Below are 12543 nucleotides of genomic sequence, written 5' to 3' on the forward strand. Positions count from 1 at the left end.
CCTGGAGACCTAAACATGAATCACTCTGCCAAAACTTCCCCATCGCACCGCACCGGCTGGTTCGGCGACGGTTTCGACCTTGGCAAGATGCTGCTCGAAGGTCGCGCGTTCTTTGCGCTGATCGTGATAGTCACCGTCTTTTCGTTTCTGTCACCCTATTATTTCGCACTGGAAAACTTCCTGACGATGGCCTCGCACGTGGCTATCTACGGCATTCTCGCCATCGGCATGCTGCTTGTGATCATCAATGGCGGCATCGATCTGTCGGTGGGTTCGACGCTCGGGCTTTCCGGGGTGGTCGCCGGCTTCTTTCTGCAGGGTGTGACGCTGAACCTGTTCGGTGTCGTGCTGTATCCGGCGGTGTGGGTCGTGGTCGTGCTGTGCTGTCTGCTCGGCGCGTTCATCGGTCTCGTCAACGGTGTGCTGATTGCGCGTTTCAAGGTGCCGGCCTTCGTCGCCACGCTCGGCGTGATGTACGTGGTGCGCGGCCTCGCACTCCTCATGACCAATGGCCTGACTTACAACAACCTTGGCGGTCGTGAGGATCTGGGCAACGTCGGCTTCAACTGGCTCGGCTTCGATCGACTGTTCAACGTTCCGGTCGGCGTGCTGATCCTGACGGTCATCTCGATTCTCGGCAGCCTCATGCTGACCCGTACTGCGTTTGGCCGCTGGCTCTATGCGTCGGGCGGCAACGAGCGCGCCGCGCAACTCTCCGGGGTGCCGGTGAAGCGCGTGCAGATCAGCGTCTACATGCTGTCTGGCGTCTGTGCGTCCATCGCCGGGTTGATCCTGTCCTCGCAGTTGACCTCAGCGGGTCCGACCGCCGGCACGACCTACGAACTGACGGCCATTGCCGCGGTGGTCATCGGCGGGGCCTCGCTGATGGGCGGCACGGGCAATATCCGCGGCACGCTGCTCGGCGCTTTCGTGATCGGTTTTCTGTCCGATGGACTGGTGATCATCGGCATCTCTTCATATTGGCAGACGGTTTTCACCGGCGCAGTCATCGTGCTCGCGGTGTTGCTCAACGCCATTCAGTATCGCCGCCGTGTCAAGCGCCCAGCGCCGGCCGCCGGTCAACCGACTTCTCCGTTAGGCGGCGGCAAGGCTTGAGTCGCGCTATCGGCCAGCAAGAAGATGCCGGATTCCGGCGCTATTACTAACTGAAAACAGGAGACTTACCATGAAGAGCAAAAGAAGAACTTTGGTACTCGCCGCCGCCGTTGCACTGGCCGCGCCGCTGTTCGCAGGGCAGGCGCATGCGGCGGGCGGACTCGTGACGATCATCGTCAACGATCCGTCCAACCCTTACTGGCTCACCGAAGGCAACGTCGCCGCCGCCGAAGCGAAAAGGCTCGGCTACACCGCGAACGTGGCCGCCTCGAAGGGCGACACCAACGCGGAAAGCCAGCTCATCGACACCGCGATCACCAATAAGTCCGTCGCGATCATTCTCGATCCCGCGAACGCGAGCGGTTCCGTCGGCGCCGTGAAGAAGGCTGTCGCCGCCAACATCCCGGTGTTCCTCGTCAATGCCGAAATCAACCAGGAAGGGCTGGCCAAGGCGCAGCTCGTATCCAACAACGCCCAGGGCGCAGCGCTCGGCGCGCAGCAATGGGTGAAAGACGTTGGATCGAAGGGTAATTACGTCGAGTTGCTCGGCTCGCCTTCCGACAACAACGCTGCGACGCGCTCGAATGGCTATACATCGGTGCTCAGCCAGTATCCGGACCTGAAGAAGGTTGGCTCGCAAGTGGCGAACTGGGACCGTACGCAAGGCTTCAACGCCATGCAGAGTCTGCTTCAGGCGCATCCGGATATCGTCGGCGTGATCAGCGGTAACGACGAAATGGCACTCGGTGCGATTGCGGCGCTCAAGCAGTCGGGCAAGCTCGCGAACATCAAGGTAGGGGGCTTCGACGGCTCGCCGACCGCAGTGGCAGCAGTCAAGGCAGGCGAGTTGCAATACACGGTGCTGCAGCCTGTCGCTACGTTTTCCGTCAAGGCAGTGCAGGAGGCCGACGAATTCCTGAAGACCGGCAAGACAGGCGCCAAGAATGAAAAGCAGCTGTTCGACTGCGTCCTGATCACGAAGGCGAACGTGGACAAGTACACGTCGGCCTTCACGTTGTCGAAATAATAACGCGCTAAACATGTAGGAATCCGAAATATTATTGCGGATTTTGCATGTAATCGACCCGCGCGCCGGCGTGACTCGAAGCATTCCGGCGCGACTCACCTCATTTCGAGTGTATATGTCCGCATGAAGAAACGATCATGACCCATTCCGCTTTCTGGATCGGCACCAGTTGGAAGATGAACAAGACGCTGGCGCAGGCGCGCGCGTTCGCCGAGGGTTTGCTTGACGCCGACGCTCGCGCCAACGCCGACTCACGGCTGCAGCGCTTCGTCATTCCACCGTTCACCGCGATCCGCGAGGTCAAGACAATCCTCGCGAACACGACGGTGAAGGTCGGCGCGCAAAACATGCATTGGGCCGATCGCGGCGCGTGGACCGGCGAGATTTCGCCGTCAATGCTGGTCGATTGCGCGATGGATCTGGTTGAACTCGGTCACTCCGAGCGGCGCGAACATTTTGGCGAGACCGACGAAACGGTGGGGCTAAAGGTCGAAGCGGCGGTCCGTCATGGACTGACACCGCTGATCTGCATTGGCGAGACACTCGCCGACCGCGAACGTGGGCGCGCTCCTGAGGTGCTGGCAGCCGAGGTCCGGGGCGCATTGGCGCGCTTGAGTCCGCAACAGCACGCCGCCCCGATTTTGCTCGCGTACGAGCCCGTCTGGGCCATCGGCGAACACGGCATACCGGCCAGCGCCGACTATGCCGACGCGCGTCAGGCCGAGATCATTTCGGTGGCGCAAGCCGTTCTTGGCCGCCGCGTACCGTGCCTGTATGGCGGCTCGGTCAACCCGGACAACTGCGCCGAACTCGCCGCTTGCGCGCATATCGACGGACTGTTTATTGGACGTTCTGCCTGGGACGTCGCCGGCTATCTCGACATCCTGGACCGCATCAGGGCAGTCCTCTGACCTGACCGCATGCGTGTAACTCAAACATCACGGAGTTGAACATGAAACTTGCAATTGCGGGAGACAGCGCTGGCGCGGCACTGGCCCAGGTGCTGGCCGAATACCTGAAGGACCGTTATGAAGTGTTCGAACTGTCGACCAACGAAACGGACCCAACCGAGTTCTATGCCGAACTGTCCGATCGGGTCGCTACAGGCGTCATCCATGGCGACTACGACCGCGCCATTCTGATTTGCGGCACCGGTATCGGCGTGAGCATTTCGGCCAACAAGGTGCCGGGCATCCGTGCTGCGTTGTGCCACGACACCTATTCCGCGGAACGGGCGGCGCTCTCGAACAACGCGCAGATCATCACGATGGGCTCGCGCGTGATCGGCCCTGAGCTGGCCAAATCCATCGCGGATGCCTTTCTCGCGCAGACGTTCGACGAGCATGGCCGAAGCTCGGGTAACGTGGCGGCGATCAACCAGGTCGATTCGAGGCACCGTCGGTAGACGCCTTTCCGCTCGCCAGATAACACGCGCGCCTTCGGACACGGCGTAATCGGATCGGAGACAGGATGGAGAAGTATCTGCTGGGCCTCGACAGTGGCTCGACCGCAACCAAGGCTGTCGTCTTCGACACCACGGGTCGGACCGTGGCGGTGGGATCGCGGCGGGTCGAGCAGCGGCAGCCGCGCGCCCGTCATGTCGAACGCGACATGGAAGAAACGTGGGCCGCGGCGAGTGGCGCGATTCGTGACGCACTTGCGCGCGGCAAGGTGTCCGCGAGCACCATCGCGGCGGTCGGCGTAACGGGGCACGGCGACGGGCTGTACCTCGTGGATCAGCATGATGCCCCACTCGGCCCTGGCATTCTGTCGCTCGATAGCAGGGCGGTCGCCGTTCGCGATCAATGGCGCGACGCGGGCGTCTTGCCACGGGCGTTGGCGCTAACCGGCCAGCAGCCGTATCCTTACGCCGCGGTTAGCCTGCTTAAGTGGATCCGGCTCAACGAACCTGAGCGTTACGCAAAAATCGGTCATGTGCTGTTTTGCAAGGATTGGCTCCGCCTGCGTCTGACCGGCCTCGCGGCAACCGACCCGACAGAAGCCAGTTCGTCCTTTACCGACGTCCGCACGCAGCAGTACAGCCGCGAGGTGCTGGATCTATACGGCCTCACGTCGATTGGCCGCGCGTTGCCGGAAATCGTGCCGTCTACTGCGTCCGCCGGACGTGTCACCGCGCAGGCCGCCGCGCAAACCGGTCTGATGGAGGGCACACCCGTTGCCTGTGGATTGCACGATGTCACCTCGAGCGCCGTGGGCATGGGCATCACTGAACCTGGCGTGCTGTCCATCACGGCAGGGACTTTCAGCATCAACGAGATCCTCTCCGATCGCCCGCAAGCGGATCCGCGCTGGTCGTGCCGCAACGGCACACGGCCTGGCCAGTGGATGAACATGTCGATTTCGCCGGCGTCGTCCAGCAACGTGGACTGGTTCATGCGCGAGTTTTTCGCTCACGAAGCGCAACAGGCTGAACAACGCGGTTGCTCGCTGTTCGATCTGATCGAAGACGAATTGCAGGTTGCGTTCGCCGAACCGAGTTCCGTGATGTTTCATCCGTTTCTGTTCGGATCGCCTTTCGAACAGGCCGCGAGCGCGTCGTTCTTCGGCATCCGCAGTTGGCACCGTCGCGCCCATCTGGCGCGTGCGGTGCTCGAAGGCATGATCTTCAATCATCGATATCACGTCGAAGCCCTAACCAGTGTGTTTCCCGCGAAGCGGGCGGGCCTGACCGGCGGCGGTTCGGCGAGTCCCATGCTGGCACAGATGTTTGCCGACGTTCTAGGAATGCAGATCGATATTCCCGACAGTCAGGAAGCCAGCGCGCTCGGCGCTGCGCTCTGTGCTGGCGTGAGTGCGGGGGTGTTCGCCTCCCTGCCGGAGGCGGGCGAGCGCGCATGCCGCATCCAGCGGACGCACGGGCCAGACCCGGAAAGTCACGGCCGGTTCAACGATGTGTACGAGCTCTACCTGCAGCTCATTGCAAACATGAATTCATCCTGGCCGGCGCTCGATCGCGCAGCCATCACACACTCATGACGAGCCAGACGATGACTCAACGATCCCGTGAATTTTTTCTCGAACGGCTGACGCAGCAGAGCCGTGTCAGCGTGCTGATTGTGGGGGGAGGGATCAACGGCGCAGGGCTATTCCGTGATCTGTCGTTGCAACAGGTCGATTGCCTGCTGATCGACAAGGCGGACTTTGCTTCAGGCGCGAGTTCTGCGCCGTCCCGGCTGATTCACGGCGGGCTTAAGTACCTGGAAACCGGCGAGTTTCGCCTTGTTGCCGAATCGACGCTGGAGCGCAACCTGTTGCTGAAAAACGCGCCACACTTCGTGCTGCCGCTGGAGACAGTCTTGCCGATCCATTCGTACTTTGGCGGCCTTGTTGCGTCCGCGCTGCGGTTTTTTGGCATCCGGTCGAAGCTTGCCGATCGCGGCGCGATCATTTCGAAACTCGGGCTGATGATCTACGATTTTCTGGGCCGTCATGACCGCACGATGCCGCGCCACCACGTCGCGTTCAGAAATCGTTCGCTTCGAAACTTACCGCTGCTCGATCCCGCGATCAAGGCAACGGTGACGTATTTCGATGCACAGGTGACACAGGCCGAACGATTGAACTACGAACTGGTTGCCGACGGCCTGGCCGCGTGCGACGAAGCCGCAGCAGCGAATTACGTCACGGTCGATCATGTGGACGGGGAGACGGTGTGGCTACGCGACCTGGTGTCGGGGAAGGGCTACGCGGTCAAACCTGCTGTCGTCATCAATGCCGGCGGCGCGTGGATCGACAGTGTCAACCGGTCGCTGGGCATCGAACGAAAGTACATTGGCGGGACGAAAGGATCGCACCTGATACTGAGGCATCCTGAACTCAAGGCCCAGCTACGAGGCCGCATGGTTTACTTCGGCTCCAAGGACGGTCGCATATGCCTCGTTTACCCGTTTATGGGTCAGCTTCTGGTTGGCTCGACCGATCTGCGCGTGAGCGATCCCGACCAGGTTCGCTGTGAGGACAATGAAGTTGACTATATGCTCGGTGTACTGCGGGAGATTTTTCCCCGATTGAAGCTCGACGTATCGGACATCACGTTTCGCTACAGCGGTGTGCGGCCGTTACCTTTTTCCGATGCGGCAAACCCGGGCGACGTGAGTCGCGATCACGTGGTTCATGTCGATCTTCTGCCTGAAACCCGCATTCCCGTGCTTTCGCTGGTGGGTGGCAAGTGGACGACCTTCCGGGCATTCGCCGAATCGGTTGCCGACGATACGCTCAGACGCCTCGGACGCTCACGTAAGGTCAGTACTCGCAACGAACCCATCGGTGGCGGCCTTAACTTTCCACTTGCTCCGGTGGACCGGGCTGCATGGATCGACGAACTCGCTGCGCGCTGCGGTGTTTCGGTGGAACGCGCTAGAACTTTACTCTCGCGGTACGGGACACGTGCGTCCGCGATTGCTGAGTTTTGCTCGCCGGCGAACGATGAGGTTCATGATGAGCCGCTCACCAGTGAGCCAGATTACACGGTCCGGGAAATTCAATACCTCTGTGAGCAAGAAGCCGTCACGCATCTTTCGGATCTACTTTTTCGCCGGACGACGATTGCGCTTTCCGGTCAATTGACCGGCGCGATGCTCGCCGAAACTGCGGCGATTGCCGCACGTGCGCTGGGATGGGAATCGGTTCGCGTACAAGAGGAAATCGAGGCAGTCTGCGATGTCGGTCGACAGCGTCATGGAATGGTGCTTCGCGATGCCGAGCTTGCGCATTAGCCCGGTCATCGAAGGGGGCCTTCCACAGCAACCGAAGGCGTTGTTCATTGGCACGTGCCGGTGATCGGGAATCGAGGCCCGACCCCGGCTCGCAGTCGTCCGTGCCGTTCATGCAGGTACCACACAATAAATCCCCGTTGCCTCGAATACTGTATAAATGTACAGTATCGGCAATAACGCGAGAACGGAGATTCACCGACATGCCTGCTTTATCGTCTCGGGCGCATCATGCCTGACCAACTCTGGTTGCCGGGGCTGGAGGCGCCGCCCGTCCCAACAGACGGCCTGTTCTTCGCAGTCATGCCCGACGTCAATACAGCGGGCAGCATCGCGAAGCTCGCACAGCAGATCTGCGGTGAGACCCGCTCGAAGAGCAAGCCGCTTGCCGCCAACCGCCTCCACGTCACGCTGCAGCATCTTGGGAATTTCGCAGGTGGTCTGCCGCAAGAGCGAGTCGATGCCGCGATCAAAGCCGCCGCGTCAATCAGAATGGAGCCGTTCAGCGTCGAGTTCGACCATGCTTTGAGTTTTGCATCGAAACCTAGGCCCGGACCCGTGGTGTTGGGAGGCGGTGAGGGCGTGGTCGGCCTCCACGCGCTCCACGAGGCGCTAGCACGGGCATTGCAAAACGAAGGATTCGGCGATCGCGCCGTTGTGCCGAACGCGGCGCATTACACGCCACACGTTACGCTCGCTTACGGCATGCCCTGGATCGCGGCCCGTCCCGTTGACGCGGTCAGTTGGAACGTGCGCGAGTTTGTCTTGATGCACAGCCTGCTCGGCCGTACCCGGCATGTTGCGCTGGCGCGGTGGCCGTTGGCAGGATAGGCGAGATACGACGGGGTGGTATCGCTCGCAATCTGGCGGTGGGGGATCCACCGCGCCTACTCATCGTATCGAGGCAGGTGAACTTCGACAGAGCGGCATACGCCAGCAGTACCGACCCGCGTGGCCCCGATCAATGGGGTGAACTGAACTTCATCAACCACATAGCCGCCGCCGCACCAAGCGATGCTACCGCGGTCGTGCTGAACAACGCTGCGGTGCCCATGCCCGCGTCCAGCAGCAGGCCGCCTAAAACCGGACCGCAGATCGCACCGACGCGGCCAATGCCCATGGCCCATCCCACACCGGTGGCGCGCAGGTGCGTTCCGTAAAAGCTCGCACAGAACGAAACGGTGCACATCTGGGCTCCGATGCTTAGCATGCCGGCCACAAAGGCGGTCACGCAGAGCAATGTGCCGGACCCTTGTACTTGCCCCATCAGGAAAATCGCAACCGCACCGCCACCGTAGGCGCAGCCGATGACGATCGGCGGGGCAAAACGGTCTGCGAGTCGTCCGATTCCAACGCAGCCGAATACCGCACCCAGATTCAGCATCGACACGGCGATGACCGCCAAGCCGACGTCGGCGCCCGTGCTTCTCGCCACCAGGGGAATCCAGTTGATCAGAAAATAGGTGAGTAGAAGGCTCAGGAAAAGCGTTGCCCAGAGTAGTAGCGTTCCCAATGCACGACGGTCGGCAAAGAGGCCGGCGATCGAGATGCGCTCCGGTGGCGACAGCGCCGTCAGATCGACATCCCAGTCGCGGTCATTGCCGAGGCGGGTCAGGATGCGCTGCACTTCGGCGTGTTTCCCACGGCGGGCAAGATATTCGATCGACTCCGGAACGACTGCCATGAAAACCGGCATGATCAGAATCGGCAAGGCGCCACCCGCGATGAAGGCGCTTTTCCACCCCCATTGGACAACGAGCTTTCCACAAAGCAGTCCACCAATCACGGCGCCTACGGGGAACCCGCAGAACATCAACGACACGAGCGACTCGCGGCTTCGCTTCGGCGCATACTCGGAGGCGAGCGAGATAAAGCACGGCAGCGCGCCGCCGAGTCCAAGACCGGTTCCAAAGCGCATCGCTGCGAGTGAGTGAATGGAGCCGGCCAGTGGTGTCAGCAGCGTTCCCACCGCGAAGATCAGCACGGAAATAAACAGCCCCGGCTTGCGGCCGATGCGGTCGCCAAGCGGTCCCAGCGTAAGTGCCCCGACGAAGCTGCCCAACAGACCCGCGCCGAAGACCGGTCCAAACGACGATGCCGGGATGTTCCACGCGTCAGCAATATGGGGCGCGACGAATGCAATGGACTGCGTATCAAATCCGTCGATCATTGCAATGGCCGCGCACAACACCATGATGACGATTTGCAGGGAGGAAAGCCGGCTGACATCGATAGCCGACTCGGGCGAGACATGATGGCTGCTGCTCATCGTAATCCTTTTTATATACTGTCGACGCTAGTGCAGCAGTGCCGGAGGAGCGCTGCGATGCATCGGCGGCCCCGTGTGCACGTAGTGCCCGCCGACACTCAATTCCGCTTACGAACCCGTTGATATGGGTGCTCCCCCATTGAGCGCCAATTCGCGCTTGATGACGCGTCGTTCGATGAACCATACGCCCGCATCGTTCCGGTGCAGCGTGTCGAAAAGGTCATTGATCCGCGTTTGCACCGTGCCCTCCGGAAGGCGCTGTTCGACGGTCACCTGTATCGCTGTTGTCTGCACCAGGGTGGCGTCGTCTTCCTCTTCGATCCGCAGGTTGGACCAGATGTGCCTCGTCTTGCGGCCATATTCCGCATGGCGCCTTTCGCAATCGCGTGCGATCGCGTCCCGTCCGATCAACTCTTGCCCTCCAACATGCAATACGCCGCGCGGTGAGAACAATGCCGCCAGCGAATCGCCTTCGCCACGGTCCGCATACCACGCAAAATCGCTCAGCAATCGTTCGATTGCGTGGATATCATCGTGTTCCACAGCTCAATCCTCCTAAGTTAATGACGGCGGTGAAGAGACGTCTAAATAAGGTGCGTTGGTGAATGAGTGTCTCTAGAAGCGGAGTGTCATACCCACGCGTCCGAGCGTTTGCGTACTGCCCGATGAGGTTCCACCTGAGCCGATGATGGTTGCCTGCACGTTTGCCGAATCGCCACCCGCCCATTGCCGCACCAACGTGGCATAGATGAAGGTGTTCCTCGAGAGGTCATGCGCAAGCGTCAGTCCCACTTGATTGGCTTTGTTCTTTTCAAGAACCGCGTTGCCCTGGTCAAACTGATAATCGAGTACGACCTTATCGACGGAGGTGAGCGGGTAATAGCCGCCTACCTCATAGACGTTCACCTGGCCACCGGTATAGGTGTTTTCGGTGTTGGTAAACATGGCGTCAATGTACCCACCGTTGAACACCGCCACGCGGCCTCCCACGCCCCAGTTTCTGATGCCGTTATTGCCGTCGTTGATGCCGGGGAATTTCGTATAGGTGTACGCCGCGTCCAGCGTGACAGTGCCGTTGGTGTAACGCATCCCGTAACTCTGCGTGCTGTCCTGACTGGTGCTACCCGCCTGACCGCCGAATGCATACATCGCGCCGAACCGGAAGCCGCCATAGTTCGTACTCTCGTAGGCAACCGAATTGTTCGTGGTGATGGACCCGGCCGTTCTGTCGAAGTCCATTGCGCCATTGGGCAAACCCAGTTTTGCAAAGGGCCCTTGCTGCGTAAAGTAGACCGGGCTAATACGAAGCTCGGCCCCCCAGCGATCGATGGTCATGTACTTGAACATGAAATCGAACTGGTTGCCCAGCGTGAGTGCACCGAGCTTATCGTCCTGCAAGCCCACCCAGGATTCTTTGCCGAACAATAAGCCGTTCGTCATCGCACCTGTGCCGGAATTGAAGTTATCGACCAGCTTGAAGATGGCCTGTGTCCCGCCGCCCAGATCCTCCACGCCTCGCAGACCCCACACGGTCGGCACCATGGTTCCGCCCTGGAAGAACAGGTTGCCTTTGCCGCTCTGATTGGATGTGTAGGTCAGGCCGGAATCAATAATGCCGTACAACGTCACGCTGCCCTGCGCAAAGACAGATGGGCTCGCAGCAGCACCTAACAGGCAAACTGATACTCCCATCAGGATTCGTGCGCGAGCTTTGCCCCTTCCTGAAAAGCCGGCGCTCGCAGCCCTGTGGCGTTCCGTGTCGCGTCGGCGTTCTCTTCGCTCGGCACGGGACAAAAAAGCAAACATCGGCAATACGAATTTCATTATCACATCGGTCTCCTAACCACATCTAATTTGAGTATTAATATATTTGGGGAAAACATCTCTTCTGTACGCGTAAAGCACGACGCCCTGCGTTCCCGATCGTTCAGGAACGCAACAACACTTCCATGATTGAGATGCAGGCGGTTGCGGGCGCGTTAGCCGGCGTCCGCCTTCAGACCGACGCTTTCGACTGCAAAGACGGCACAGATCTCGTCGACTTCCGACTTATCCCCGCTAATCCCTATTGCACCCACAACGTCGTTGTTTTCATCGCGCACGAGCACACCGCCGGGCACGGGAGCAATGCGTCCACCAGAGATATCACCTAGCGCCGCAAAGAACGCGGGGGCGGCTAGAGCGCGCTCCGCGAGTACGCGGCCACCCAACCCCATGCCGAGCACTCCCCACGCTTTGGCCTGAGCGATCTGCGGGCGAAGAATGCCGGAACCGTCTTCGCGCTTTAGCGCCAGCAAATGTCCTCCGGCATCCAGGACCGCTACCGTCAACGGCATACAGTTGATCGCCCGTCCTTTCTCCAGCGCCAGATCGACGATTCGGGATGCTTGACTCAACGATAGAGCTGGCATTGTTGAACCTTTGAAATAAGTTGATTGATTTGCGCCGGCCCGGTTAGTCGGATGCGTCCTCGGCCACGACCTCTTCGGGACTATCGAACAGACCCGAGTCGACAACAGGAACTTCGACAGGCGGCAGACCGACGAGGAACAGGGTCATCTCGCGCGTCGCGCTCACGCTCAGCGCTTCGTCCGACTCAACCTGCAGTGCGCTTAAATAGCTGATCGCTTGCCCGTGTGCCATCCCATCGCCTTCAAGGACCACAAGCAAACGGCGCCCGCGCGGATCGGAGGAGTGCCACGCGGCGCCGGGCTGTAGCCTGATCATTTCCATCCAGACGCCTCGCTCCGAGAACGCACCCATAAACTTACGGTCGACGCCGCGCTGCGCGCCGAGCGGGAGCCAATTGCAGGATTGTGGGTCGACGACAATGACTTTTTTGTAGCGGGGGTGGGGATATCGCAACTTCGAACCGAACACGTGCTCCCATATCGCACTCAGCGCCCAGTCTTTTTTTCCATTCGGTTTGCGGTAGAACGCCCCTTCAAATTGGCCGATCTCCGCAAGTTCATCCCGGGCCTTGCGGCGCTGTTCGATACTCATGAACCCATAGCCCGATGCTCCGCCAAACTGCAGAACGAGTTGCCGGCGTTCTCCGGGCAACGCATTGCCAAGCGGGTCCTCCTGTGGTCCGTAGGCGAGCCCTTCGGGGAAGTAGCCAATCTCGTTCTCGCGAAGTACGCCGGCGCGGCCGAGATTCATGTCGCCGCGAAGGGGAAGGCGAATCTGATCGAAGTTGTGTCGATGGACCGGCATTGAAAAGTCACCGTCCTGCCTGCCGACGATGTACATGAAATTGTCCGGCGAATCGGGTTCGCCGCTAAGAAGATGCTTGAACAGCACCACGCCGAGCGGGTGGTCGTTCATCCAGTTGCTATCGTCAAACGGTACTATCTTCATCGTATGCTCTGCCTTTAGTTACGTAATGATCTGTCGCG

The 12543-nt window shown here is 60.2% G+C and carries 12 protein-coding genes; 7 read left to right on the forward strand and 5 right to left on the reverse strand.

Annotated features, from left to right (window positions below; all coding sequences use genetic code 11):
• Positions 1–15 precede the first annotated feature (15 nt).
• From P3T42_RS34830 to P3T42_RS34860, 7 genes are all read left to right on the forward strand, one after another.
• Positions 16–1116 carry an ABC transporter permease gene (locus P3T42_RS34830; protein ID WP_429308557.1) on the forward strand — a complete coding sequence of 367 codons (1101 nt, stop codon included), beginning with the start codon at positions 16–18 and terminating at the stop codon, positions 1114–1116.
• A gap of 70 nt (positions 1117–1186) precedes the next feature.
• Positions 1187–2143 carry a D-ribose ABC transporter substrate-binding protein gene (locus P3T42_RS34835; protein WP_074294153.1) on the forward strand — a complete coding sequence of 319 codons (957 nt, stop codon included), beginning with the start codon at positions 1187–1189 and terminating at the stop codon, positions 2141–2143.
• 137 nt (positions 2144–2280) lie between these two features.
• Positions 2281–3054, forward strand: coding sequence for a triose-phosphate isomerase (locus tag P3T42_RS34840; protein WP_074294154.1), 774 nt, complete (start codon positions 2281–2283; stop codon positions 3052–3054).
• A gap of 41 nt (positions 3055–3095) precedes the next feature.
• Positions 3096–3548 carry an RpiB/LacA/LacB family sugar-phosphate isomerase gene (locus P3T42_RS34845; protein WP_429308558.1) on the forward strand — a complete coding sequence of 151 codons (453 nt, stop codon included), beginning with the start codon at positions 3096–3098 and terminating at the stop codon, positions 3546–3548.
• 65 nt (positions 3549–3613) lie between these two features.
• On the forward strand, positions 3614–5140 hold the full coding sequence (locus tag P3T42_RS34850; protein ID WP_429308559.1) for an FGGY-family carbohydrate kinase: 1527 nt from the start codon (positions 3614–3616) through the stop codon (positions 5138–5140).
• An 11-nt stretch (positions 5141–5151) separates the two neighbouring features.
• Positions 5152–6879 (forward strand): glycerol-3-phosphate dehydrogenase/oxidase, encoded by a 1728-nt coding sequence (locus P3T42_RS34855; protein ID WP_429308560.1) that lies wholly within the window; start codon positions 5152–5154, stop codon positions 6877–6879.
• Between the two features lie 228 nt (positions 6880–7107).
• Positions 7108–7707 (forward strand): 2'-5' RNA ligase family protein, encoded by a 600-nt coding sequence (locus P3T42_RS34860; RefSeq protein ID WP_074294157.1) that lies wholly within the window; start codon positions 7108–7110, stop codon positions 7705–7707.
• A 130-nt stretch (positions 7708–7837) separates the two neighbouring features.
• Here P3T42_RS34860 and P3T42_RS34865 read toward each other — a convergent pair whose 3' ends face one another.
• The 5 genes from P3T42_RS34865 to P3T42_RS34885 form a co-directional block, all read right to left on the reverse strand.
• The gene (locus tag P3T42_RS34865) at positions 7838–9145 is read right to left on the reverse strand and encodes an MFS transporter (protein WP_429308561.1); all 1308 of its coding nucleotides are present in this window, start codon (positions 9143–9145) and stop codon (positions 7838–7840) included.
• 108 nt (positions 9146–9253) lie between these two features.
• Positions 9254–9688 (reverse strand): nuclear transport factor 2 family protein, encoded by a 435-nt coding sequence (locus P3T42_RS34870; RefSeq protein WP_429308562.1) that lies wholly within the window; start codon positions 9686–9688, stop codon positions 9254–9256.
• A gap of 72 nt (positions 9689–9760) precedes the next feature.
• Positions 9761–10969 carry a porin gene (locus P3T42_RS34875; protein WP_429308563.1) on the reverse strand — a complete coding sequence of 403 codons (1209 nt, stop codon included), beginning with the start codon at positions 10967–10969 and terminating at the stop codon, positions 9761–9763.
• A gap of 155 nt (positions 10970–11124) precedes the next feature.
• Positions 11125–11556 (reverse strand): GlcG/HbpS family heme-binding protein, encoded by a 432-nt coding sequence (locus tag P3T42_RS34880; RefSeq protein WP_074294161.1) that lies wholly within the window; start codon positions 11554–11556, stop codon positions 11125–11127.
• A gap of 43 nt (positions 11557–11599) precedes the next feature.
• Positions 11600–12505 carry a hypothetical protein gene (locus P3T42_RS34885; protein ID WP_429308564.1) on the reverse strand — a complete coding sequence of 302 codons (906 nt, stop codon included), beginning with the start codon at positions 12503–12505 and terminating at the stop codon, positions 11600–11602.
• Positions 12506–12543 lie beyond the last annotated feature (38 nt).

Source organism: Paraburkholderia sp. GAS38 (genome assembly GCF_050434965.1).
GTDB lineage: Bacteria > Pseudomonadota > Gammaproteobacteria > Burkholderiales > Burkholderiaceae > Paraburkholderia > Paraburkholderia phenazinium_A.

Bases quoted from the DNA above. Each gene is read 5' to 3' on its own strand.
- P3T42_RS34860 (WP_074294157.1), top strand. From the start codon at position 7,108: ATGCCTGACCAACTCTGGTTGCCGGGGCTGGAGGCGCCGCCCGTCCCA.
- P3T42_RS34855 (WP_429308560.1), top strand. From the start codon at position 5,152: ATGACTCAACGATCCCGTGAATTTTTTCTCGAACGGCTGACGCAGCAG.
- P3T42_RS34845 (WP_429308558.1), top strand. From the start codon at position 3,096: ATGAAACTTGCAATTGCGGGAGACAGCGCTGGCGCGGCACTGGCCCAG.
- P3T42_RS34885 (WP_429308564.1), bottom strand. From the start codon at position 12,505: ATGAAGATAGTACCGTTTGACGATAGCAACTGGATGAACGACCACCCG.
- P3T42_RS34865 (WP_429308561.1), bottom strand. From the start codon at position 9,145: ATGAGCAGCAGCCATCATGTCTCGCCCGAGTCGGCTATCGATGTCAGC.
- P3T42_RS34840 (WP_074294154.1), top strand. From the start codon at position 2,281: ATGACCCATTCCGCTTTCTGGATCGGCACCAGTTGGAAGATGAACAAG.
- P3T42_RS34830 (WP_429308557.1), top strand. From the start codon at position 16: ATGAATCACTCTGCCAAAACTTCCCCATCGCACCGCACCGGCTGGTTC.
- P3T42_RS34880 (WP_074294161.1), bottom strand. From the start codon at position 11,556: ATGCCAGCTCTATCGTTGAGTCAAGCATCCCGAATCGTCGATCTGGCG.
- P3T42_RS34850 (WP_429308559.1), top strand. From the start codon at position 3,614: ATGGAGAAGTATCTGCTGGGCCTCGACAGTGGCTCGACCGCAACCAAG.
- P3T42_RS34875 (WP_429308563.1), bottom strand. From the start codon at position 10,969: ATGAAATTCGTATTGCCGATGTTTGCTTTTTTGTCCCGTGCCGAGCGA.
- P3T42_RS34835 (WP_074294153.1), top strand. From the start codon at position 1,187: ATGAAGAGCAAAAGAAGAACTTTGGTACTCGCCGCCGCCGTTGCACTG.